A 22,100-nucleotide genomic window follows, 5' to 3' on the forward strand; every position below is an offset into this window, starting at 1 on the left:
AAGTACATGTACATATGCAGGCTTTACGTCCCGCCCAACAACCGGCCAGCCCCGTTCTGCCGAAGCCGCGCCTTGCCGGTCCACGATTCGCCATTGTCCACGATTCGCCGCTGCCCACGATTCATTTTGTGCACGATTCGCCGCTGCCCACGATTCATTTTTGTCCACGAGCCGCTTATTCTACGGCCGCACTGGCCGGCAAGGCGTTGCCGGATTCGCTCGCCGCCTTCCGCGACCGTTTGTAGAACAGCAGCGTCGTAATGAACGCGGCGCCGAGCATCCCGGCATAAACGTACAAGACGGGGATCAAATGGCTCCCGAACTGGTCCGGCGTAGCGACCTGTCCGCCCTGGCGGAAGATCAGGCTGCCGATGGCGATGCCGAATACGCCGCCAAGCTCCCGCGTGGCGTTTGAGACGCCGCTCGCTTCTCCCGAGGAGGCTTCATGCACGGCAGACAGCACGCCCTCGGACAACGGCGTGAGGCTGAGCCCCATGCCGAGACCGGCCAGTACCATGGCAGGCGCCAGATAGGCGAAGGAGAATACCGCTCCGTTCACCGCAATGAGGATGGCGAACAGACACAGCGCGGCCACCTGAAGCAGCAGGCCGGTCAGCAGCACGCGGCGGGTGCCGAGGCGCCCGATGAAGAGTCCCGCCAGCGGAGCGGCGACCATCGTGGCGCCGGTCCAGGCCATCTCGCGAACTCCGGCGCCGAGCGCGGAGTAGCCTTGCCCTTGCTGCAGGAACAGCGTGAGCAGGAAGATGGCGCCGAAGATGCCCGCATTCAGCCAGAATCCCGCAGCGATGAGCGCGGAATAGTCGCGGTTCTTGAAAAGCCCGAGCGACAACAACGGGTGAGGATGGCGCCATTCCCAGGCGATAAAGACAGGCAGCAGCGCCAAGCCTCCCGCCAGCGGCCCCCACACCTCGAACGCGCCCCATCCCGCTTCATTGCCGCGAACGAGACCGAATACGATGCCCAGCAGCGATGCGGCGATCAGCAGCAGGCCGATCAGATCGAGGCGCTTCTCCACGCCCTTCGATTCCCGCAGCCACAGCCAGCCGAACGCAACGGCGAGCGCGCCGATCGGAACGTTGATCCAGAAAATCGTCTGCCAGGGAGAGCCGTTCACGATCAGGCCGCCTACGAGCGGTCCCATCGCGAGGCCCAGCCCCGACACGCCGGACACGATGCCGATCGCGGCCGCTCTGAACTTGGGCGGGAACGCCGCGCTGACCAGCGTGAGGCTGATTGGCGCGATCGCCGCGCCGCCGACGCCCTGGATAGCTCTCGCCAGCGTGAGGCCGATTGCATGGGTGCTCAGCGCCGAAGCCAGCGAGCCGAGCGTAAAAACGGCGATGCCGAGCAGGAACACCCTTTTCCGGCCGAAACGTTCTCCCAGCATGCCGAGCGGAATCAGCAGCACCGCGAAGGTCAGCGTATAGCCGTTGGTGAACCATTCCAGATCCGCGAGACCGGCGTTAAACGAATTCTGAATCGACGGCAGCGCTACGCCGAGTACCAGCGTATCCAGCATGACCATGAACAACGCCAGGCAGACGATGACCAGCATCCGGTTTCTTTGCAAAGTTGACATGTCCTCACTCCTTATTTATCGATAAATAAATTAACTCTCTTAAACAACCGCCAAGCGTCCAGGCTTGGCGGCGGCAAAAACAAGCGCGTACCGAAAGCGAGCCATCCCGACCGCTAGCGGTCTTTATTCCGGCTCGCACCACGGGAGCAGTCTCGGTAGCTCCAGGATTTGCGACAGCGCGATGAGCAGACCCGTCCCGATGAACATGCCCGCTTCCCCGGCAGCATTCGGAATGCCCGCCTGCGCGAACCGGCCGCTGACCATCTCGTGGATCTCGGCGAACTTCGACTTCACTTCATCGCGAATCGCCGGCTCGGGAATCGCATAAGCTTGCATGACCAGCAAAATCTCGTTGCGATGCGTAACCAACAGCTCTTCGAACGCGCCGCCCATCCGGTGGACCAATTCCTCCGAAGGGCTCTCTACGACGGAGAAGGCTTGCACCAGGCGCCGGTAACCGCGGTCCAGCACGGCGAGGAACAGCTCCTCCTTCGTCTTGAAGAAGTGGAACACGTAGGGCTGCGTGACGCCTACGGCCTTGGCCACCAGCGCCGTCGTCGTCTTGTAAAATCCTTGGAAAGCGAAAAGCTCGGCTGCCGCGTCGAGGATTTGTTCTTTGCGCGTCGCAGAGGATGTATCGTCCCTGGGTGTCATTCGCCGCAACTCCAAACTCATTTTATTTATTGATTAATAAATAACATGAGGAAATCGTTTCTGTCAATGGTTTCCTTCTAAAAATCTTCTCCTTGCAGACCGGCGGACGAAAGGGCTTTGGCTTCGGATTTTTGATAATATAAGGTTATCTGTACAATTCGGAGGTCGCTAACTTGGACTACATCATATTGGATATCGAATTCAACGGACGCAAGTTCGCAAGCGAGCTGCCTATGGAAGTGATCGAGATCGGCGCGGTACGGCTGAACGATGCGCTGGAGGCGGTCGACGAGTTCTCGGCGCTTATCAAGCCCGTTTACTTTGCCAAGCTGAACAGCTTCATTAAGAAAAAAACCGGCATTCCCCAGGAGGACATCGACAGCGCGAGCGGCTTCGTACCGGTGATCCGGGCGTTTCTGGCGTGGCTCGGACGCAGCGAGTCGTGCCGCTTCGTCACGTGGGGCGGCGAGGACTTCAAGCGGATCGTGCTCGATACGCGCATGCACAAGCTCGACGACGCCTACTGGATGTCCGCCGTGTATTATGACTTGCTCAAGGTGTACTTGCGCGGCCGCGGGTTGACCAACGACGTCAGCGTCGAAGCGGCGCTCGAGGATCTCGGCATCCCGTCCGAGGGCTCGGCCCACCGGGCGCTGGACGACGCGCGAATGACGGCGGAGATCTTCCGCAAGACGTTCGCCGTGCTCGATCCCGAGAAGGACGCAAGGCAGTATAAGGACACATTCAGCAATGCCAAAGAACGCCGAACGGTCAAGAATGCGATCCGGCTTGCGCAATCGCAGAAGTTCGCGCTGAGCTGGGAGCTGCTGACGGAGCAGGTGCTCGCCGGCAAAGTCGATCTCGCCGATCCGCGCAAGGCCGCGGAGCTGAAGGCCTACTACGAGGCGGAGACGGCGAAGCCGCCCAAGCCGCCTAAACCGAGGGGCGCCGAGCGCCAGGGCAGAAGCCGCGAGAACGGGACCGACGCCGAAGCGCCGGACGCAGAGACTGCGCAGCCGGATGCCGACGAAGCGGACTGAGGGAGCCGGGATTGGGGAAGATACGAAATGAAGGAGATGCGGACTGTCAAGACCGCTTGAATTCATAATAAAAGGCTTGAGCCTAGACGGCTGAAGCCTTTTTTGACGTGCGCGACGCGGCACGCGAACGTGCGGCCAATCCGCGGAGGGACTCAGGCTTTCTTGTTTCGCATAGCCTTAAGCACCTTCACGCCCTCGATCTCTCCGTCCGCGAACCGGCCGTATGCCTCCGATTCCTTGGGTACGAGCGCAACCTTGCCCTCCGCGTTGAAGTGCAGCCCCCAGCCGTACTTCTTCGGCAGCATCGAAGCCCGCATGCATGCCTTCGGCTTGCCGTAGAACTCGGTCCGCATCTCCGCCTCTCGCGCATCCCTCTCCTCGGGCGACAATTGCTTGTGGCGGACGTAGGTCTCGTACAGAATCTCTTCCTGCGTGTGCGCATAGGGCTCGCCGGCGATCATGTCGTACTCGATGCCCGGCTTCGTCTTGCCTGCGGCCTTGTCCGGCGGCACCGCGCCGTACTCGACGGGACAGTCGTCGGACACGGCGATGAAGGTGTTGTAGTAGTTCCATTCCATGGCGGGAGTCCCTCCTCTTCAGCGTGAAGGCATTGGACATTTCCTCTTGGCATGAACGTAACATATCCGGACGCGACATACAATCGGTTCGCGAGAGGAGTGGCTATTCTTTCACTTCGCTCGCTGCGGCGACCTCAAATACCCAGCCTCCAGCTCTCCCGCCGGCATCGGCCGGTCGATGTAGTAGCCCTGCGCGATGTCGCAGCGCAGCTCGCGCAGGCGCGCCATCTGCGCGGGCGTTTCGACGCCCTCCGCGATGACGCGAAGCTCCATCCCTTGCGCCATCTGAATAATCGCCCGGGTGAGCGCATCGCTTTTCGGATCCGACGTCAGCTCGCTCAGGAAGCTCTTGTCGATCTTCAGGATATCGATCGGCAGCTGCTTCAGATAGCCGAGCGCGGAGTAGCCTTTGCCGAAGTCGTCGATCGCCACGCGGAAGCCCATCCCCTTAAGCTCGCGCAGCACGCCGATTACCGAATCCATGTCGACGATGCCGAAGCTCTCCGTAATCTCGAGCACGATCTGATGCGGATCGCAGCCGGCGTCCCGTACGATGCCGCGGAACGTCTCCGCCAGATCGGGCGCCATGAACTGCTTTCCGGACAGGTTCACCGCGATCGCGGGAACGGTCCGCGCCCTTCGGCTCCAGGCGCCCAGCTGCTTGCAGGCTTCTCCCAGCACCCAGCTGCCGATCTCCCGGATCAGGCCGGTCTCCTCGGCGATCGGGATGAACTCCGACGGCGAGATTGCCCCCAGCTCGGGGTGCCGCCAACGCAGCAGCGACTCCATGCCTTCCAGTCTGCCGCTCTCCACGCCGACCTGCGGCTGGTAGACAAGCTGCAGCTCTCCACGTTCGGCCGCGAATCGAAGCTCCCGCTCCAGCCGGAGCTTGCGCGAAAAGGCGCCGCCGATCCCCTCGTTGAACAGCTGCGGCCCGGCCCCTTGCGACTTGGCCTCGTACATCGCCAGGTCGGCGTGCTGCATCAGCGACTCCAGGTCCTTGCCGTGATCCGGGTACATGCTGATGCCGATGCTGGCATTCATATAAATCTCGTTGTCCGCCCCGTCGAACGGACGCGCCATGAGCTCGGTCACACGCCGCGCCGTCTCCAACGCTTCGTCGGCGCTCTTCAAGCTCCGCAGCACGACGATAAATTCGTCCCCGCCAAGCCGCGACACGACGTCCTCCGCGCGGACCGCCCGCTTCAGGCGCTCGCCCATTTGCCGGAGCACCTTGTCCCCGGCATCATGACCCAGCGAATCGTTGACCGACTTGAACCGGTCCAGATCGATAAACAGCACGCCGAGCCGCTCTCCCGTTCTCCGGCAGCCTTCCATGACGTCCTGAAGCATGTCCTGCAGCAGCGTGCGGTTGGGCAGCCCGGTCAGCATGTCGTAGTGTGCAAGATACTTGAGCCTGTCCTCCGCCTGCTTGCGCGCGGTGATGTCCTTGAACATGCCGATGTAGTTCGTGACCTCGCCCTGCTCGTCGCGCAGCGTCGTTATCGTCAGGAACTCGGGATAAAGCTCCCCGCTCTTGCGCCGGTTCCAGATCTCGCCCTGCCAGCGGCCGGCCTCGCGCAGACTCTCCCACATGCGATCGTAAAAGTCGCGTCCGTGCCTGCCGGACCGCAGCAACGCGGGCGTATGTCCGCACGCCTCCTCTTCCGTATAGCCGGTGACGACGGTGAAAGCCTGGTTGACGGATAAAATTTTGAGCGACGTGTCCGTAATCATAATGCCCTCGCTCGCGTAGCTGAACACCTGCGCGTGCAGCCTGAGCTTGGAGGCCGCGCTCTTGTATTCGGTCAGATCGAGAAACATCGCCATATAGTTTTGCAGCTGTCCGGCCTCGTCCTTGACCGCGGAGATCGACAGCCACTGCGGATAGACCTCCCCGTTTTTGCGCCGGTTCCAGATCTCGCCCTTCCACTTGCCGTCGAGATGAATCGCCGCCCACATCCGTGCGTAAAAATCGGGCGACTGACAGTCGGATTTAAGCACGCTCGGCGTGAGTCCGACAACCTCGCTCTCTTCGTAGCCCGTAATTCTCGAAAAGGACGGATTCACTTGTACAATGCGGGCATGACTGTCCGTAATCATGATCGCTTCCTGCGAATCGCGGTAAATTCGGGCATAGAGGGGCCATAAGGTCTCGTCATGCTTCATGTCGCCCGCCGATGCCAAATATCCGCTCATTTCAATGCCTCCCCGATGCCGCCGTCCCAATGTTGTTTAACGCGAGGCCAAGCCGACTGCATCCAGCTTCGGCGCCAGCCCTGCGCCCGCGTTTTTAAGCTCGAACGCCGCTCCGATGTCCACCGACAGATTCCTCACGGCCAGCAGCAGGCCGAGACCTGAGCTGTCCAGGTCCGTGACCTCGCCCATCCGTAGAACAACGCCCGTGATTCCCGCCGTTAGCTCGGGAAACAGCCTGTGCCGGAGCTCGATCGCTTCGGCTACGCCGATCCTGCCCGAGAGCACGATATCGACCGTACCGCCCTCTCGCCTGATATCGCACTTCATGACGAACCTCCCGCGGGCGTCGACAGCCGTGTGATCCGAACCGACAGACACCGGCAAAATTAGGTAACTTTTCTTTATATACACCCTGCGCGCGGATGCTGTATGTGACAAATATCACACGCATGATTCTTCCATTCGACACGGATCGGCGGCAGCAGGTAGAATTGTAGAAAGAGCATGATCGATGAAGGAGAAGAAGCGATGAAACTGGCGTCATGGAACGTAAACGGACTGCGGGCCGCGGTGAACAAAGGGTTCGGCGAATATTTCGATGCGCTGGACGCAGACTTGTTTTGCGTGCAGGAGACGAAGCTTCAAGAGGGACAGCTGAAGCTGGACCACGGGGAGCGATACGGGCAATATTGGAACTACGCGAGGCAAAAAGGTTACTCCGGTACCGCCGTATTTACGAAACGGAAGCCGCTGTCGGTACGTTACGGAATCGAGGAGGATGCGGAAGAAGAGGGCCGAATTCTGACGCTGGAGTTCGAAGGCTTCTACCTGGTCAACGTGTATACGCCGAACGCCCGCAGAGACTTGTCGCGGCTGGAGATGCGCATGGCATGGGAGGACCGCTTCCGCCGTTATCTGACGGAGCTCGATGCGGTGAAGCCCGTCATCGTCTGCGGCGACCTGAATGTCGCGCACGAGGAGATCGATCTGAAAAATCCGAAGCCGAACCGCGGCAACGCGGGCTTCACTGACGAGGAGCGCGCGAAAATGAGCGAGCTGCTGGACGCGGGCTTCATTGATACGTTCCGCCACCTGTACCCAGACCGGACCGACACTTACTCCTGGTGGTCCTACATGCCCGGCGTTCGCGCACGTAACGTGGGATGGCGCATCGACTACTTCCTCGTATCCGCGCGGCTCGCTCCTTTCGTGCGGGAAGCGTCGATCGACTGCGCCGTCATGGGCAGCGATCACTGTCCCGTGCTGCTCGAGCTGGACGATTCGGTCTGGGAAGGCATCGGACGGTAACGGCTGCCTCGCTACGCGGTGATCTCTACGGAAAAGCTGACGATCTGCACCATGATCGGCGTCCCGGCCAGAATCGTCGAGCCTTCGGGGTCGATCGTCACGGCCGAGGATGTCAGCGCGTAAAGATCCTGCTCCTGCGGCATACCGTTCATATACAGCATCGAATAGGAGCTCGGTCCCAGTCCTTCGAATTGCGCCGCCGGCACGCCGTCTAACGTGAACTGGCCGGCGCCGAGCGTGACCGGATCGCTCGTGCTTTCTTCTAAAAAGGCGAGATACAGCAGGTTGACCGGGCGAACGGCGATGCCTGTAGGCAGCGGTCCCGGCGGACCTGCGGGACCGGTGGCGCCGGGTGGACCTGCGGGACCGGTGGCGCCAGGCGGTCCCGCGGGACCGGGCTCCCCGCTCAGCCCGGCGGGCCCCGCCGGGCCCGTCGCACCCGGGGCGCCGGCAGGGCCGGGCTCTCCCTGTGGGCCTGCCGGGCCAGCGGGCCCTGCCGGACCGATCTCCCCTGCCGGACCTGACGGTCCGGGTAGGCCCTGCTCGCCGCGCTGTCCGGGGTCGCCGCGCAAGCCCTGAATGCCCTGCAGCCCCGCTTCGCCCCGCTCGCCCTGCACACCCTGCATACCCCGCTCGCCTTGCACACCCCGCTCGCCGTGTTCACCCTGCACGCCTTGCTCTCCCCGGGCTCCCGGCGTTCCGCCCCCGTTCCCCGTCGCCCCTGACCGCACGCCGCGGTCGCGCGATCGCCTCGGCCGCCGCGCTGCCGGGCAGCGCCTTCGAGCGCTTTCCCGTTTTTCGCACGCGCAGCAGGAGCGGGAACGCCGCCGAACCGCGCGTTCTCTCTTTTTCTTGGCCCGCTTGCATCGAAGGCTCGCCGTCCCCATGATCGTCTATCCCCTTTCCGATGCGCTCCGCTGCATGGCTCGCCCAGATAGCCAAACTGGCTTATCCGCGTCTGCCGTCAGCCTATTGTATGCAGCGCCCGCCGCGCCCGCGTTGGGCCGTTAGCGGGGAGAGGCGCCATTGCAGCCTCCGCCGCAAGATAAGCCGGATGACGCGGTCGATCTGCCGTATCCCGCCGGCCTGCTACAGCATGTACTGTGAGTAGAGCCGAGACGCGCAAGTCATACCGCTCGGCCCGGGGAGGTGAATGCAATGCCCGTCATCAAACCCGTCATCATCGCCATCGCCAGCGCGCCCGTGGCTACCGGCGGCGTCATCGCGACGACGGTCACCCCGACCGTGGCGCGCTACTATGCCGCGGTCACGGCCGCGATGATCGCAGGCGGCGTGACGACGATTCCCGCAGCCAGCTTCCTCGACGACGCCGACGCTCCGGTGGCAGCGCTGCCCGTCCCGCCGGCAGACGGCTACTATAACGTCTACGTCAACGGCGTTCTGCAGCAGGGCGGCTTGTCCACGCTGACGACCGCCAGCCTGGTGCTCGCTACCGACGACCTAGCTGAAGGCACGCCCGTCTTGCTCGAGGTCAGCACGTTCGGCAGCGCCTCAACGATGACGACGCCGCCGACCATCTCGGCGCCGACGATCACCGTCATCACCTGATCCAGCGACAGCAAGAAAGCCGGCGCTCCTCGGAGGCCGGCTTTCTTATTCCCTGCAACTTCAAGCGACAGGTGCGTCCTATGGCAATAATCCCGCACATCCGCACTTCGATCAAGACGATCCACGAATACGCGAATACGCGCACAAAAAAAGGTACGGCCCCCTCAGCCGATCGGAGGAGCTGTACCTTCTTCTTCGTCGTCACGAACTTATAAATTGCTGCGTCCAATAGCTGCGATAATCGGAATCCGTGTAGTACGCATAGCCGATGCCGATCTGTTCGTAGTCGCCGAGCATATTCTTCAGATGGCCCGGGCTGTTCTCCCAGGCGGCCACGACCGACGCCGGCGTCTCCTGCCCTGCCGCGATGTTCTCCGCCGCCGACCGGTACTTGATCCCCTGCTCTCGCATCATCTCGAACGGGTCGCCGTAGGTCGGGGAGTCGTGGCTGAAGTATCCTTGTTCGCCCATATCGGCGGACTTCAGGCGCGCGACCAGGGACAACGGCACGCTGAGCGCGAACGGCTTGGTCTTGCCGTGCCGCGCGCGAACGTCGTTGGTCCGGAAAAACGTCTCGATCTCCTCGTTCGACAGCTTGAACAGCTCGCCGGAAAGCCCGTACTGCTTAAACGTCATCTCCGGCGCTGCGCCCGCTTCCGGCTGCGAGATGACGGCTGTCATGGTCGCCTGCCGCCATTCGAGCGCATGCCCGGTCAGCTCCGCGCTCGCCCGCAGCGGGATCATCGTACTGTCCGACAGCAGCTGCGCGGCGACGTCCAGCTTCACGACGTTGGCGGACGCCTTGCCAGAGGCGTCGGTCACCGTCCGCTGCACGTACGGCGAGCCGATCTTCAACTTCAGCACGGTCCCGGCGCCCGGCGCCGCCTGCATCGTCGCGGTCACGACCCGGGCGTCCGGGTCCCAGGCCATGCGCGCGCCCATCGCTTCGAGCAGCGCGCGGGCGGGCACGAGCATGCGCCCCGCCTGGATGACCGGCGCCGCCTCCGCGAAGACGACGGGCTTGCCGTCGACGATCGCATTCGCAGCGGCGGTCCCTGCCGCTGCTACGGAACCCGCGCCGCCGGGCGCCGGCGCAGCCAGCCCGATCGCCAGCAGCAGCGTTAGTACCGCCTTGCTCATCGTACCGTATCGCCTCATCCGCATCGCCTCCCTCTGTGGTGTTTATTTACCCGTATGCCAGAAGGCTCTACCCGAATCGCGCCTTTACCGCTCGCCGAGCAGGATCCGCGTATACGGCGAATCCGCAGGCAGCATGATGACCGGCTCGCCCTTGAACGTCGTCGTGTAGCTCTGCAGCGTGCGGTACAGCTTGTAAAACTTCGGATCCTTGCCGTACGCCTCGTTGTAGATGCGCGCCGCTTCCTTCTCGCCCTCGGCCACGATCTTCTTGGCGTCCGCCTCGGCCTGCGCGATCAGCTCCTGCGCCTGACGGTCCGCGTTGGACGTCACCTTGCGCGACTGCTCGTCGCCCTCGGACAGGTAGCCGGCCGCGATCGACTGGCGATCCGAGATCATGCGGTTGTAGACGCTCTGCTTGTTCTCGTCTGGCAGGTCCGTCTTCTTGATGCGCACGTCGATGATGTCGATGCCGTAGCTCTGGTTCTCCGCGACGTCGCGGACGATCTGGGTGATCTCGTCGTTGATGTCGCCCCGCGCCGTCGTCTCGCTGATGATGCTGCCGTATTCGATCTCGGACAGCTTGCGCCTAACCGCGTTGTAGACGGCGTCGCCGATGCGTCCCTCGGCCGCCGACACGGTCTGCAGCGAGCGCAGGAAGCGGTGCGGATCGTCGATGCGCCATACCGAGTAATTGTCGACGATAATCGGCTTCTTGTCCTTGGTGAGAATCGTCGTCGGCTGGCTGTCGTAGATACGCTGGTATTTGGGGAGCGTGCGAACGGATTCGATGAACGGAATTTTAAAATGAATGCCGGGAGACTGGTGAATGCGCGTGGCCTCTCCGAACTTGAGCACGACCTTGTACTGTCCCTCGCCGACGACGAACATGGAGCCGGAGAGGAGAATGATAAGCAGCAGCGCGCCGACGCCGGTCAGGATCCATTTGCGGGTGTTCATTGTCCGGCACCTCCTTGGGCGGCATTAGGCTGCGTCGTGGTGCCGCCTGAAGTCGTCGACTTGGCGCCGCTGTTTTTGAGGAAGCTGTCAAGCGGCAGGTAGTTCACCGTATCCCCGCTGCCGTCGGTCACGATGACCTTGGCGTTCGGCAGAATCTGCTCAAGCGTCTCTAGCACGAGGCGGTCGGCGGTGACTTCCGGATTTTTAGCATATTCATTGTAAACGGCATTAAATTGCGCGACGTCGCCTTGCGCGTTCAGAATCCGCGACTTCTTCTGCGCCTCCGCCTGCTCGATGAGCGCCTGCGCTTCGCCCCGCGCCTTGGGCAGCCGATCGTTCACGTACTTCTGCGCCTGGTTGATCTTCGTGTTCTTTTCCTCGCGCGCATTGGTGACTTCCTTGAACGCCGTCTGCACCTGGCCTTCGGGCGGCTCGATGTCCTGGAACTTTAGGTCGATGATCTGAATGCCCGTGCCGTACTTTTCCTGGATCTCCTCGAGCTTCTTCTTGACGTCGGTCTGGATGACCGTCTTGCCCTCGGTAATCGCGTAGTCGAGCTTCGTGGCGCCCATGACCGAACGGATCGCCGCGCTGGCGGAGTTGCGGAGGAACTGTTCGGGATCGTCGATGTTGTACAGATAGTCGCGGATATTGGCCACCTTCCACTCGATGACCGCATCGGCGGAGACGATGTTCTCGTCGCCAGTGATCATGAGCGCTTCGGATTCGACCGCCGTCACCTTGCCGCCGCTGTCCTCGCGGTAGCCGATGTGCAGCTTCTGCGTCAGGTTGGCCGGCACCTTGACCACCCGCTGGATCGGCGACGGCAGCTTGAAGTGCAGGCCCGACTTCTCCTGCGTCGCCGTATACTTGCCAAACGTCAGGATCGCCGCCTGCTCCTGCTCCTGTACCGTGTAAAACGTCGTCGAGCCGATCCAGATTACAATGACCGCTGCGATGCCGAGCACGATGAGCCGCCACGTTCGCTTGGGCAGCTGCGGCATCTGGTACACCTTCTGCGTTTTGCCGCCTTGAAAGACTTCCATGCGCAATCCCCTCCCATGTGTATGTAGGAGTACATACGGCGAAAGGGGGTAAGCGGTTGCTTTGAATTGCGGGAGGATGGTCAAAAGACGGGGACCGCGGGAAGTGGGAAAAGCGATGCGGCGCAGGCTTATGCGACGAGAAGCCGGGCTTTTGGCGGAATAGCGATGTGACACATTCTTATGCGGCGAGGGAGGGGACTAGTTGGCGGAATAGCGATGTGGCGCATTCTTATGCGGCGAGGAAGAGGACTAGTTGGCGGAATAACGATGTGGCGCATTTTTATGCCCCAACGAGAAAACCCGAGCATCCGCTCGGATGCCCGGTCAGATACTCGGTCAGGTACTCGGTCAGTCGCCCGGTTCTGCTTCGCTTACATCGCCAGCCGTCAGACTGTCGCCCGCTTCAGATCGAGCCACTCCATCTCTTCCCTCGTCAATACGAGTCGCATCGCTTCATCGCAGGAGCGGAGTTCCTCGGCGTTGCGGGCGCCGATGAGCGCGCAGGCAGGAAACGGCTGGTTCAGCACGTAAGCGAGGGCGATCTGAATCGCGGTCACGCCTTTGTCCGCGGCTAGCCGCTCGGCGCGCGCGAGACGCTCCCAGTTGTCGTCGTTGTAGAACACGCGCACCAGGTCGGCGTCGCTCCGGTCATCCGGGGAGAAGCGCCCGGTGAAAAAGCCGCGCGCCTGCGAGGACCACGAAAGCAGCGGAAGCTGGTGCTTCTCGTGCCAGTCGATGGTCGCTTGATCAGCGGAGACCGCGTCCTTCCAATACGGCTCCTTGGCCTTCGCGAGACTCAGGTTCGGGCTGCTGAACGTGAAGCCGACGAGACCGTGCGCCGCTGCATACTCATTGGCCTCCTGCAGCCGCTGCCACGTCCAGTTGGATCCGCCGATCGCCCCGATCGCGCCGGATTCGATATGCGCGTTCAGCGCTTCGACGATGACGCCGACATGTACATCGGGATCGTCGCGATGCAGCGCGTACAGCTCGATGTGATCCGTCCGCAGCCGCTCGAGGCTTACCTGAAGATCGTCGGCGATCGCCTGCTTGTTCACGCGCGGACCGTCCTTGTCATGGTGCGCGCCCTTGGTCAGGATTACGATCTTGTCCCGGTTGCCGCGCTCCTCCATATACCGGCCGAGCACTTCTTCGCTCTGCCCGCCGCAGTAGATATGCGCGCTGTCGACGGCGTTGCCGCCGAGCGCCAGATAGGCGTCCATATTGGTCGCCGCCAGCTCGTATGAGTGATGGTAAAAGTAGTCGGTCCCCTTGATCAGGCGGGATACGGGCAAGCGCGATCCCGGAATATCGATGTATTCCATACGTGCAGCCTCCTTCGATTAAATGACGATGCGCGCGCGTTCGGATGCCGACCGCAGCACCGCGTCGATGACCTTCATGTTGCGCACCGCGTCCTCCGGTCCGAACGCCGGCGCCTCGCCGTCCAGTACCGTCCTGGCAAATTCGTCGCCTTGCAGCGCATATTGGTTGCCGCGCGGCACCTCGACCTCCCGTCTGCTGTCTTTCGAAACGACGAAGAAGTTGTAACCGCCGTCCGGTCCCGAGACGAACGCCGACGGCACCTCAATGCTCGCCTTGGTGCCCAGCACCTCGAGCGTATTGCGAGAGGACGCCCACATGCCGCAGTCGAAGGTCAGCGCCACGCCGCCCGCGAACTCGACCAGCCCGGATGCCATCATATCGACGCCGTCGTGCTCGGGCGAAAAGAAAGCGTGCGCCGTAGCCGCCTCCGGCTCCTGCCCGAGAATGAGCCGTGCCGCGCTGATCGGATAGCAGCCGACATCGTACACCGACCCGCCGCCCCAGTCGCGCCGGTAGCGGATGTTCGTTTGGTTCGCCGCGTTGTTGAAGGTAAAGGTGCCGTGAATCCCCCTTACTTCGCCGATCTCGCCGGATTCGACCATTTGCCGGATCAGCCGGTAGCGCGGGTGATGGCGGTACATGAACGCCTCCGCCAGATGTACGCCCTTTTCCCGGCAAAATTCGACCATGCGCGCTGCCTCCGCCGCATCAAGCGCGATCGGCTTTTCGCACAGCACATGCTTGCCCGCTTCGGCGGCCCGAATCGTCCAAGGCAGATGCATATGATTCGGCAGAGGCACGTAGACCGCGTCGATCGTATCGTCCGCGAGCAGCGCCTCGTAGCTGCCGTAAGCGCGCTCGATCCCGAGGCGCTCCGCCGTCTCCTTCGCCTTGTCCGCATCCCGGCTCGCGATGGCCGCCACGACGTTCCGCTCCGACTGCTGCAGACCGGGAATCACCGCGCGAACCGCGATGCCCGCGCACCCGAGAATGCCCCATCTCAACCTGCGTCCCATTTAACCGCAGCCTCCTTGCTCATGCTTGATTGATAAGATATTGTCATTATAATAACAAGCAAACAAAATGAAAATGACAGCTTATTGACCACCATTAAAACAATATTGTTATAGAGGGGGACGTACTGTGAGAAGACAAGCGCATCTGCTGACGCTAGCCGGAAGCCCGTATCTCGTCATGCCTGAATCGGTGGGCGCCTACCGCGATTTTCCCGACCATTCCGTGCTGCGGGAAGCCGGCGTGCTCAACAATTTCAACATCCATTATGTCGCGGCAGGCAAAGGCTACGCGGAGACCGAGACGGGCGTGCACGAACTGCGGGCCGGCGATGCCGTGCTGTATTTTCCGCTGCAGCGACAGCGCTACTACAGCAGCGAGGACGAGCCATGGGACGTGCGGTGGGTTCACTTTTACGGGGAGGAGCTGCGCGATTATCTGGTGCGACTCGGCTTTCATCAGTCCGCGGTCTGGTCCCTCCGGCAGCGCGAAGCCTGGGAAGCCGCGCACTTGGCGCTCCTTGGGGAAGCGGAGGCGCATCAGCTGCTGCGTCCGGTGCGCCTGTCCATGCTGACCTACGCCCTCTTCTCGGAGTTCGTTCAGCAGGCCGTCCCCGTCTCCGACGTCAAATCGGCGGGATCCGATCGCCGCATTCTGGATCTGCTGCCCGACATGCAGCGGGAGGCTTGCGCGCCTTTCATTCTCGAAGATTGGGCGGCGCGCGCGGGCGTGAGCCGTCATTATTTTTGCAAGCTGTTCCGGCAGGCGATGGGCTTCTCCCCCATGGACTTCGTCACCCGCTGCCGGCTGCAGGCGGCCAAGCAGTGGCTGCTCGAGCATCCGACGCTGCCCGTCGGGCGCATCGCGGAGGACGCCGGGTATCCGAGCGCGAGCTACTTTAACAAGCGTTTCAGCGAGCATGAGGGCGTCACGCCGACGGAGTACCGGCGGCTGTTCGGGAAGGCTTAGGAGGACCGCAAGGATCGAAGCCCCGATGCATGCCCATGCTGCAACGCACAAAGGCCGGAAGCCCCGACGAGGCATTCCGGCCTTTATTACGCAGACGCAGCCTGTTCCGTCAGCCGTGCGAGGCGTCTTGGTGCACGGCATCGTACGCTTCCCGCGCCTCGCTTACAGACGCATAGTGTGCCGAAGACCAGTCCTTCAGCATCCGCAAAAAGGGAAGAAGCGTCCTACCGAGCGGCGTCAGCGCGTAATCCACGACGGGCGGGACGACAGGCGTTACTTTTCGAACGACAAGGCCGTCGCGCTCCAGCTGCTTCAGCGTCTGAGTCAACATTTTCTGCGAAATGTCCGCGATCCGGCTCTTGATCAAACCATACCGGAGCGTTCCGTCTTCCAGGGCGTAGATGACGAGCGCCGTCCATTTGTTCGAGACGATCTCCAGCACCCGCCTGTAGCTGCATTCCGCGATCGAGATATCGGGTTCTCTCACGCCGCTGCCTCCTTTACGCACCTTGAGGTTCGCATGCCACGTCAAAGTGCCTTCTTACTTAATTTTAGTAAATCAATTATGGTATGTCTATTCCCATCTCAAGGAGAGTGGCATTCATGAAAGCATATGTCGTCAAAGGCGGCTTCGGCCTCGATCATGTCGTTCAGGTCGACCGTCCGATTCCCGAGCCGGGTCCGGGTCAGGCGCTCGTCCGGCTCAAGGCCTTGTCCTTGAATTCCCGCGATATCGGCGTCATCGAAGGCTTCTACAATCCCGAACGCACAGAAGGCCTGATTCCCGTATCCGACGGCGTCGGCGAGATCGTCGCCTTAGGCGAAGGGGCGGCCCGGTTCAAGCTCGGCGACCGCGTCTGCGGCATCTTCACGCAGAGCTGGATCGACGGCGAGCCAACTCCGGCGAACTGGACGTCGACGCTCGGCAGTCCGCTGGACGGCCTTCTGGCCGAGTATGCGGTGCTGCCGGAGGAAGGGCTCGTCCGCGTCCCCGATCATCTGAGCGACGCGGAGGCCGCGACACTGCCGTGCGCGGCCGTCACCGCCTGGCATGCGATCGTCGAGGAAGGACAGGTACGCGCCGGCGACACGGTCGTCGTGCAGGGAACGGGAGGCGTCTCCATGTTCGCGCTGCAATTCGCCAAGCTTCATGGCGCGCGGGTCATCGTCACCTCCGGCAGTAGCGAAAAGCTTGAACGCGCGCTGGCGATGGGCGCCGATCACGGCATTCATTATACGGAAAAAGCGGATTGGGAAAACGCGGTGCTGGCCTATACGCAAGGGCGCGGCGCGGACCACATCGTCGACGTGGGCGGCGCGGCAACGCTGAACCGGTCGATAGCGGCGCTGAGGGTCGGAGGCAGGATCAGCATCGTCGGCTTGCTGTCCGGCGCGGCCGTCGAAGATTTCGCGATCGTCCCCGCCATTCTAAAAAAGGCGAGGCTGCAAGCGATAAACGTCGGCAGCCGCGCGATGTTCGAATCGATGAACCGCGCGATCGGCCTCAACGGGCTGCGTCCGGCCATCGATAGCGTATTCCCGTTCGCCGAGGCGGTCGACGCGCTTCGGCGCTTGAAAACGGGATCGAACTTCGGGAAGATCTGCATTACGCTTTAAAACAATGCTATCCGCATCGGAGGCGTTTCTTTGGAGCGCGGCGGCGACTTGCCGCCGCAAATCGGCCGAGCGGCACGGCTATACCGCAAGCGGCAGTCCGCAGCTTCACGCCGGGATCAGCGATGTTGCGCATAGACGCTCGCCTTGCTCGCGCCGCGGATCGCCTCAAGCTCCGCTTCGGAGAGCGGCGGCACCTCGGCGGCCGCGAGATTCTGCAGCAGCTGCTCGCGGCTGCTGGCTCCCGGGATCGCCGCGGCGACCGTCGGATGCCCGAGCGAGTAACGGATCGCGAGCTGCGAGAGGCTGCGAGCCGGGGACGTCAACTGCTGCAGCTCGCCGCGCAGCGCGACCAGCTCGTCCAGCTCGTAGTCGAGCACGCCCTTCGCCGGCTCGCGTCCGTCCGCCAGCGCCCCGCTCGCTACGGGTCCTCGCGCGATGACGCTGATCCCCTTTTCCGCCAGGAGCGGCAGCACCGTCTCTTCGGCGCGGCGGTCGACGATGCTGTATTGGTTCATGACGCTCGCGATCCCCGAGCGCGCGACGTACTCGCGTATGACGTTGGGCCGGATCGAGGAGATGCCGTACGCCCGGATGACGCCTTCGCGCTTCAACTGCTCGAACGCCTCGATCGTCTCGTCGATCGGATCGTCCAGCGTGCCGCCGTGCAGCTGGTACAGGTCTATATAATCGGTGCCGAGCCGCTTTAGGCTGTCCCGGACCGCCGACAGAATGTATGCCTTGGTGGCGTCCCATGTCCAGCCGTCCTGCCCGGGAATCCGCCGGTTGCCGACCTTGGTCGCCAGCACGACCTGCTCCCGCCGGCCCCGGATCGCCTTGCCCACCAGCTCCTCGTTGCGTCCGCCGTCATAAAGGTCCGCCGTATCCAGCAGCGTGACGCCCCGATCGAGCGCCTCGCCGAGCAAAGCCGCCGCCTTCGTCTCCTCCGTGCCCAGCGACATGCAGCCGAGACCGATCTCGCTCACGTACAGTTCTGAACCGCCCAACCGATTCTTCTTCATTATTCCGATCTCCTCCCTTTAATTAAGTTCAATTCCGGCTAGACTAAAGACGATCTCCGCCTAAGCTCATCCTCGCTACAAACCAAGCATCGCGCGCTTGCCCGCAGCCGGATCCGATACGGCCTCCGGCACCTCGGCCGCGCCGAAGATCATTGTCATCCGCTCCGGCTCCCCATATGGAGGCCATGCCAACTCCGCCGTTTCCGGCGATCCCGTCTTCGCAAATGCAAGCCATGCAGCCTGCATCTCCTCGGTCAGCCGGCGCGCGTCCGTACCCAGCGTCGCGCCCAACTGCCGCTCCAGCACCTGCAGATTGCCGAAGACAAAAACAATCTCCCGCATATGCACAGCCCGCGCCAGCGAGGGATGAACAGCCGAAGTCCAATCGAACCGGTACATCCATACAGGCGCATGCGCCGTCTGTTCGTGCGCGAGCCGCAGCGCAGCGCGCCAGAAAAACAGATCCGTCATAATATCCGCCTGCCCTTGTGCCGTATGCGGATACGAACGCACCAGCGATGCGGCGTCGGCAATGTCCGTCATGAGCTCGACGCCGCGAATCGCGCCCTCCAGGGGCACGGGCGCAGACCCGGGGCGGATGAAGTATTCGCCTTCGTCCCTGTTCGTGCCGACGAGCAGCGCCACGCCGCCCGCCGCGCCCGATCGGATCGCCTCGAGCGGCTCGACCGGCAGCGTGGCCGCCTCGACGACCGGCTGGAAGAGCATCGCCGGACCGCCGCCCAGCATCCGTCCCATCTCCTCGGCAGCCTGCATAATGGCCGACGCGGGAAGCTCCTTCAGCAGATGCGCGTCGGACCGTTCGACGCCGAGCAGAAGCAGGATGCCCGCCGTCACCTGATCGGCCTGCTCCGCCGGCAGCGTCTGCGCCGCGCCGCTCTGCAGGATCGCCCGCGCGAACAATCCCTTCGCGTCCGGCATCGCAAGCATCGCGGCGATGCTCATCGCGCCCGCAGACTCGCCGAATACGGTTACCTGTGCCGGGTCCCCGCCGAACGCGGCAATCTCGGAGCGGATCCAGGACAGCGCGGCGATCTGGTCAAGCAGCCCGGCATTAGAGACGAAGCCTTCTCCAAGCGGCGCGAGATGCAGAAATCCAAAGGGACCGAGCCGGTAATTGACCGTAACGGCGATCACGCCTTGGCGGGCGAGGCTCGCGCCGTCGCAGGCCGAATCAGCGCCGGTTCCGGTAACGAACGCGCCGCCGTGAATCCAGAACATGACGGGCAGCGGCTTTTTGGTTCGTTTGGCGGGTGCCCATATATTCAAGTAAAGACAATCCTCGCCAGCCGGCGGCGTGTCCGCAGAAAGACCGTACTTCTCCGCGGGCCCGCCAGGCTGAAGACACGGCGGACCGAACGCTTTGGCCGGCCGGACGCCTTCCCAGGCCGCCGGCCGTTCGGGCGCCGCGAATCGCCGTTCTCCGGCCGGCGGCCTCGCGTACGGAATTCCCTTCCACGATCTCGCGCCGTTCTCCGCCTGCCCTTCCAGCCATCCCGAGCTTGTCTTGATCCGCAAGTCGTCCACAGGCGCGCACCCTTTCCCGTCAACCTCTCCTTATCTTATTATCAACGCTTGCAAAGTGATTTTCCAGTCGCCGGCCCAAGCCGATGACAATTAGCTTCATACGCTGTACCACATGGACCAAAAATGCCGGCAAACGGCCTCCGTGAGCGGAAAGGAGCGGCGAGCGACATGGCTTCAGCCAAATCAGGCGCAGGAAAGACGGGTCCCCGCATCGACGTGCTGATCCCCGCGATCGAAAAGGATCTGGGCACTCTGCCCCACGTGATCGACGGCATCCGCAAGCAGGTCAAGCATCCCATCGCCAGCTTTATGATCGTCTCGCCGAACAGCAAGCGAATCCGGGCGCTCTGCCGGAGAAAAGGCTGCAAGTTCGTCGACGAGCGGACGGTGCTGCCGATCGGCAAAAAGGATATTCGCTACGGCACGAAGCGCTGGAATCGCGCGGGCTGGCTCTATCAGCAGCTGCTTAAGCTCGCGGGCAGCAAGCTGGGCGCGGCGGGCCACTATCTCGTGGCGGACGCGGACACCGTGCTGATCCGGCCTCACCGGTTCGTGAAGGGCGGCAAGCCGGTCTTCTACTGCAGGAGCTGGAGTCAGGGCGATTACTTCCGCACGTACCGCAAGCTGCTGGGCGTCAAAGCCTCCGCGCCGCGCTCCTTCGTCACGCACTACATGCTGTTCGACAAGGCGAAGGTCAGGCAGTTAAAGGGAAAAATCGAGGCGCGCCACGGCAAACGCTGGTACAAGGCGATCATCGGCAGCATCGACAAGACCAGGCAATTCGGCTTCTCCGAGTTCGAGACGTACGGCAACTTCCTGCACGGCCGCAACCCCGGCGGCATCGTCATGAAGTCCGCGCTGAACAAAAGCCTGCACGCCTCGTTCTCCTCGCTCTCGCCGACGCGCCTGCGCAAGCTCGCAGGCAAATACCGCTCGATTTCGTTTCACAAACGGAAGATCTATTCGAGGCCCGGCATATAACCGTTTCTGCAACAGCCCGTCGCTTGCGCGCGGGCTTTTTTTGTTGCAGGTCGGCACGCGAAGAAGCATACACAAAATCCCATTTTTAATGTTGTATAATTCCAGTCGGAATGATAGTGTATATAAAAAAACGAAGGAGCGGATGTCATGAGCAAGCCGTTGTTGGTCGTCGTCGGGGCGGGGGCAGGCGTTAGCGCCTCCGTCGCCAGGAAGTTCGGTTCGGAAGGCTTCAAGGTTGCGCTGATCGCGCGTCGAAAGGCCTCTCTTGAAGCGTTGGCGGAAGAATTGACCGGGCAAGGCATTGAAACGTTCGCTGTCGAGGCGGATGCGTCCGTCCCCGCTTCCGTCGAGGAAGCGTTTGGTCGGATACGTACGAGCTTCGGCGAACCGAGCGCGCTGCTCTACAACGCGGCCGCAATCACAAGGTCCTCGCTCTCGGACCTGGACGAGCAGCGGTTGATCGACGACTTCAAGGTTAACGTCGTCGGCGCGCTGACGAGCGTCAAGCAGGTCGTGCCATCGTTCGTCGCGCGCAAGCACGGGACGATCCTCATCACGGGCGGCGGCCTCGCGCTCTCTCCGAATCCGGCCTACGCCTCGCTGTCCATCGGCAAGGCGGGCGTCCGCTCGCTCGCGTTCGCATTGGCAGAAGAACTTGCGCCGCAGGGCATTTTCGTAGGCACCGTCACCATCGCCGGCTATGTGTCCAAGGGCACGTTCTACGATCCCGACCGGATCGCGGAGTCGTACTGGAAGCTGCATGCGCAGCGCGACCAAGTCGAAATCGTTTTCGCGGAAAACTGATTGCCCGCATGCGTCGAAAGCCGTCTCGCGAACGCTTGCCCGAACGCCCCTTCTGAGCTACGATACATTCGAGGCACGTCCGGTCCGCCGCAACCCCGTGGCAGCAACGCATCCAGAACGCGGAGGCCGGCTCCTACATATCTCGGCTGGAGGAATCATACATGACCAAGATCGCCATCATCATCGGAAGCACGCGCCCCGGGCGCAAAGCCGAGGACGTCGCCAAGTGGGTATACGAGATCGCCGCGAATCGGGACGACGCATCGTTCGAGCTCGTGGACATCGCCGACTACGCCCTGCCCCTGTACGACGAGCCGATCCCTCCCGTCATGGGCAACTACAAGCACGCGCACACGCTCGCCTGGTCCGAGCGGATCAAGGGCTTCGACGGCTTCGTGTTCGTCACGCCCGAATACAATCACTCGACGTCGAGCGCGCTGAAGAACGCGATCGATTACCTATACCACGAGTGGAACGACAAGGCCGCAGGCTTCGTCGGCTACGGCAGCGCCGGCGGCTCCCGGGCGGTCGAGCATCTTCGCCAGATCGCAGGCGAGCTGAAGATGGCGGATGTTCAGGCGCAGGTGTCGCTGTCGCTCTTCCACGACTTCGAAAACTTCAGCGTTCTGAGGCCCGGCCCCAAGCAGGAGGCTTCCGTGAACAACATGCTGAGCCAGGTCGTTGCATGGAGCGGCGCGCTCAAGACGCTGCGGGCTTAAGTCGCTGTTGGCTTA

Annotated in this window: 22 protein-coding genes; 8 read left to right on the forward strand and 14 right to left on the reverse strand. The window is 62.4% G+C overall.

Annotated elements, in window-relative coordinates; all coding sequences use genetic code 11:
* Window positions 1–175: 175 nt before the first annotated feature.
* Window positions 176–1,600 carry an MFS transporter gene (locus KB449_RS28440; protein ID WP_282911574.1) on the reverse strand — a complete coding sequence of 475 codons (1,425 nt, stop codon included), beginning with the start codon at window positions 1,598–1,600 and terminating at the stop codon, window positions 176–178.
* 123 nt (window positions 1,601–1,723) lie between these two features.
* Window positions 1,724–2,254, reverse strand: coding sequence for a TetR/AcrR family transcriptional regulator (locus tag KB449_RS28445; protein WP_282911575.1), 531 nt, complete (start codon window positions 2,252–2,254; stop codon window positions 1,724–1,726).
* A 173-nt stretch (window positions 2,255–2,427) separates the two neighbouring features.
* On the opposite strand from KB449_RS28445, the gene KB449_RS28450 reads away from it, so the two are divergent.
* Window positions 2,428–3,294, forward strand: a complete 867-nt coding sequence (locus tag KB449_RS28450; RefSeq protein WP_282911576.1) for a 3'-5' exonuclease — start codon at window positions 2,428–2,430, stop codon at window positions 3,292–3,294.
* Window positions 3,295–3,446: 152 nt separating this feature from the next.
* On the opposite strand, the gene KB449_RS28455 is transcribed toward KB449_RS28450, so the two are convergent.
* The 3 genes from KB449_RS28455 to KB449_RS28465 form a co-directional block, all read right to left on the reverse strand.
* Window positions 3,447–3,872 (reverse strand): DUF6157 family protein, encoded by a 426-nt coding sequence (locus tag KB449_RS28455; RefSeq protein WP_282911577.1) that lies wholly within the window; start codon window positions 3,870–3,872, stop codon window positions 3,447–3,449.
* Window positions 3,873–3,983: 111 nt separating this feature from the next.
* Window positions 3,984–6,071, reverse strand: coding sequence for an EAL domain-containing protein (locus KB449_RS28460; protein WP_282911578.1), 2,088 nt, complete (start codon window positions 6,069–6,071; stop codon window positions 3,984–3,986).
* A 36-nt stretch (window positions 6,072–6,107) separates the two neighbouring features.
* The gene (locus KB449_RS28465; protein WP_282911579.1) at window positions 6,108–6,398 is read right to left on the reverse strand and encodes an STAS domain-containing protein; all 291 of its coding nucleotides are present in this window, start codon (window positions 6,396–6,398) and stop codon (window positions 6,108–6,110) included.
* A 201-nt stretch (window positions 6,399–6,599) separates the two neighbouring features.
* Here KB449_RS28465 and KB449_RS28470 point away from each other — a divergent pair, with 201 nt between their 5' ends.
* A complete protein-coding gene (locus tag KB449_RS28470; protein WP_282911580.1) occupies window positions 6,600–7,379 on the forward strand; it encodes an exodeoxyribonuclease III in 780 nt (259 codons plus the stop codon).
* Between the two features lie 11 nt (window positions 7,380–7,390).
* Here KB449_RS28470 and KB449_RS28475 read toward each other — a convergent pair whose 3' ends face one another.
* Entirely contained in the window at window positions 7,391–8,050 is a 660-nt protein-coding gene (locus KB449_RS28475; RefSeq protein ID WP_282911581.1) for a DUF4183 domain-containing protein, read from the reverse strand.
* Window positions 8,051–8,537: 487 nt separating this feature from the next.
* Between KB449_RS28475 and KB449_RS28480 the strand changes: the two genes are divergently transcribed.
* Window positions 8,538–8,948: a DUF4183 domain-containing protein gene (locus KB449_RS28480; protein WP_282911582.1), complete on the forward strand. Its 411-nt coding sequence runs from the start codon at window positions 8,538–8,540 to the stop codon at window positions 8,946–8,948.
* 201 nt (window positions 8,949–9,149) lie between these two features.
* On the opposite strand, the gene KB449_RS28485 is transcribed toward KB449_RS28480, so the two are convergent.
* The 5 genes from KB449_RS28485 to KB449_RS28505 all read right to left on the reverse strand — a co-directional run bounded on the left by KB449_RS28485 (window position 9,150) and on the right by KB449_RS28505 (window position 14,433).
* Window positions 9,150–10,106 (reverse strand): stalk domain-containing protein, encoded by a 957-nt coding sequence (locus tag KB449_RS28485; protein ID WP_282911583.1) that lies wholly within the window; start codon window positions 10,104–10,106, stop codon window positions 9,150–9,152.
* A gap of 66 nt (window positions 10,107–10,172) precedes the next feature.
* On the reverse strand, window positions 10,173–11,045 hold the full coding sequence (gene hflC, locus KB449_RS28490; protein ID WP_282911584.1) for a protease modulator HflC: 873 nt from the start codon (window positions 11,043–11,045) through the stop codon (window positions 10,173–10,175).
* Window positions 11,042–12,091 carry an FtsH protease activity modulator HflK gene (hflK, locus tag KB449_RS28495; protein ID WP_282911585.1) on the reverse strand — a complete coding sequence of 350 codons (1,050 nt, stop codon included), beginning with the start codon at window positions 12,089–12,091 and terminating at the stop codon, window positions 11,042–11,044. Before hflK ends, hflC begins: the two co-directional genes overlap by 4 nt.
* Before the next feature lie 386 nt (window positions 12,092–12,477).
* On the reverse strand, window positions 12,478–13,416 hold the full coding sequence (locus KB449_RS28500) for an aldo/keto reductase (RefSeq protein ID WP_282911586.1): 939 nt from the start codon (window positions 13,414–13,416) through the stop codon (window positions 12,478–12,480).
* An 18-nt stretch (window positions 13,417–13,434) separates the two neighbouring features.
* Window positions 13,435–14,433 carry a Gfo/Idh/MocA family protein gene (locus KB449_RS28505; protein ID WP_282911587.1) on the reverse strand — a complete coding sequence of 333 codons (999 nt, stop codon included), beginning with the start codon at window positions 14,431–14,433 and terminating at the stop codon, window positions 13,435–13,437.
* A gap of 127 nt (window positions 14,434–14,560) precedes the next feature.
* On the opposite strand from KB449_RS28505, the gene KB449_RS28510 reads away from it, so the two are divergent.
* Complete coding sequence (locus KB449_RS28510) at window positions 14,561–15,400, forward strand: helix-turn-helix transcriptional regulator (RefSeq protein WP_282911588.1); 840 nt, start codon at window positions 14,561–14,563, stop codon at window positions 15,398–15,400.
* 109 nt (window positions 15,401–15,509) lie between these two features.
* On the opposite strand, the gene KB449_RS28515 is transcribed toward KB449_RS28510, so the two are convergent.
* Window positions 15,510–15,887, reverse strand: coding sequence for a winged helix-turn-helix transcriptional regulator (locus KB449_RS28515; protein WP_282911589.1), 378 nt, complete (start codon window positions 15,885–15,887; stop codon window positions 15,510–15,512).
* Window positions 15,888–16,003: 116 nt separating this feature from the next.
* On the opposite strand from KB449_RS28515, the gene KB449_RS28520 reads away from it, so the two are divergent.
* On the forward strand, window positions 16,004–17,017 hold the full coding sequence (locus tag KB449_RS28520) for a zinc-dependent alcohol dehydrogenase family protein (protein ID WP_282911590.1): 1,014 nt from the start codon (window positions 16,004–16,006) through the stop codon (window positions 17,015–17,017).
* Between the two features lie 116 nt (window positions 17,018–17,133).
* Here KB449_RS28520 and KB449_RS28525 read toward each other — a convergent pair whose 3' ends face one another.
* On the reverse strand, window positions 17,134–18,036 hold the full coding sequence (locus KB449_RS28525) for an aldo/keto reductase (RefSeq protein ID WP_282911591.1): 903 nt from the start codon (window positions 18,034–18,036) through the stop codon (window positions 17,134–17,136).
* A gap of 75 nt (window positions 18,037–18,111) precedes the next feature.
* Window positions 18,112–19,581, reverse strand: a complete 1,470-nt coding sequence (locus tag KB449_RS28530; RefSeq protein ID WP_282911592.1) for a carboxylesterase/lipase family protein — start codon at window positions 19,579–19,581, stop codon at window positions 18,112–18,114.
* 168 nt (window positions 19,582–19,749) lie between these two features.
* Here KB449_RS28530 and KB449_RS28535 point away from each other — a divergent pair, with 168 nt between their 5' ends.
* The 3 genes from KB449_RS28535 to KB449_RS28545 all read left to right on the forward strand — a co-directional run bounded on the left by KB449_RS28535 (window position 19,750) and on the right by KB449_RS28545 (window position 22,085).
* A complete protein-coding gene (locus KB449_RS28535) occupies window positions 19,750–20,562 on the forward strand; it encodes a DUF6492 family protein (RefSeq protein WP_282911593.1) in 813 nt (270 codons plus the stop codon).
* 147 nt (window positions 20,563–20,709) lie between these two features.
* Window positions 20,710–21,366, forward strand: coding sequence for an SDR family NAD(P)-dependent oxidoreductase (locus KB449_RS28540; RefSeq protein WP_282911594.1), 657 nt, complete (start codon window positions 20,710–20,712; stop codon window positions 21,364–21,366).
* Window positions 21,367–21,527: 161 nt separating this feature from the next.
* Window positions 21,528–22,085 carry an NADPH-dependent FMN reductase gene (locus KB449_RS28545; protein WP_282911595.1) on the forward strand — a complete coding sequence of 186 codons (558 nt, stop codon included), beginning with the start codon at window positions 21,528–21,530 and terminating at the stop codon, window positions 22,083–22,085.
* Window positions 22,086–22,100 lie beyond the last annotated feature (15 nt).

It is taken from the genome of Cohnella hashimotonis, assembly GCF_030014955.1.
Taxonomy (GTDB): Bacteria; Bacillota; Bacilli; order Paenibacillales; family Paenibacillaceae; genus Cohnella; species Cohnella hashimotonis.

Excerpts from the sequence above, each read along its gene's own strand:
- KB449_RS28480 (WP_282911582.1), top strand. The coding sequence starts at position 8,538 with ATGCCCGTCATCAAACCCGTCATCATCGCCATCGCCAGCGCGCCCGTG.
- KB449_RS28500 (WP_282911586.1), bottom strand. The coding sequence starts at position 13,416 with ATGGAATACATCGATATTCCGGGATCGCGCTTGCCCGTATCCCGCCTG.
- KB449_RS28455 (WP_282911577.1), bottom strand. The coding sequence starts at position 3,872 with ATGGAATGGAACTACTACAACACCTTCATCGCCGTGTCCGACGACTGT.
- KB449_RS28505 (WP_282911587.1), bottom strand. The coding sequence starts at position 14,433 with ATGGGACGCAGGTTGAGATGGGGCATTCTCGGGTGCGCGGGCATCGCG.
- KB449_RS28540 (WP_282911594.1), top strand. The coding sequence starts at position 20,710 with ATGAGCAAGCCGTTGTTGGTCGTCGTCGGGGCGGGGGCAGGCGTTAGC.
- KB449_RS28445 (WP_282911575.1), bottom strand. The coding sequence starts at position 2,254 with ATGACACCCAGGGACGATACATCCTCTGCGACGCGCAAAGAACAAATC.
- KB449_RS28535 (WP_282911593.1), top strand. The coding sequence starts at position 19,750 with ATGGCTTCAGCCAAATCAGGCGCAGGAAAGACGGGTCCCCGCATCGAC.
- KB449_RS28460 (WP_282911578.1), bottom strand. The coding sequence starts at position 6,071 with ATGAGCGGATATTTGGCATCGGCGGGCGACATGAAGCATGACGAGACC.
- hflC (WP_282911584.1), bottom strand. The coding sequence starts at position 11,045 with ATGAACACCCGCAAATGGATCCTGACCGGCGTCGGCGCGCTGCTGCTT.
- hflK (WP_282911585.1), bottom strand. The coding sequence starts at position 12,091 with ATGGAAGTCTTTCAAGGCGGCAAAACGCAGAAGGTGTACCAGATGCCG.
- KB449_RS28525 (WP_282911591.1), bottom strand. The coding sequence starts at position 18,036 with ATGAAGAAGAATCGGTTGGGCGGTTCAGAACTGTACGTGAGCGAGATC.
- KB449_RS28465 (WP_282911579.1), bottom strand. The coding sequence starts at position 6,398 with ATGAAGTGCGATATCAGGCGAGAGGGCGGTACGGTCGATATCGTGCTC.
- KB449_RS28545 (WP_282911595.1), top strand. The coding sequence starts at position 21,528 with ATGACCAAGATCGCCATCATCATCGGAAGCACGCGCCCCGGGCGCAAA.
- KB449_RS28440 (WP_282911574.1), bottom strand. The coding sequence starts at position 1,600 with ATGTCAACTTTGCAAAGAAACCGGATGCTGGTCATCGTCTGCCTGGCG.
- KB449_RS28470 (WP_282911580.1), top strand. The coding sequence starts at position 6,600 with ATGAAACTGGCGTCATGGAACGTAAACGGACTGCGGGCCGCGGTGAAC.
- KB449_RS28485 (WP_282911583.1), bottom strand. The coding sequence starts at position 10,106 with ATGAGGCGATACGGTACGATGAGCAAGGCGGTACTAACGCTGCTGCTG.
- KB449_RS28520 (WP_282911590.1), top strand. The coding sequence starts at position 16,004 with ATGAAAGCATATGTCGTCAAAGGCGGCTTCGGCCTCGATCATGTCGTT.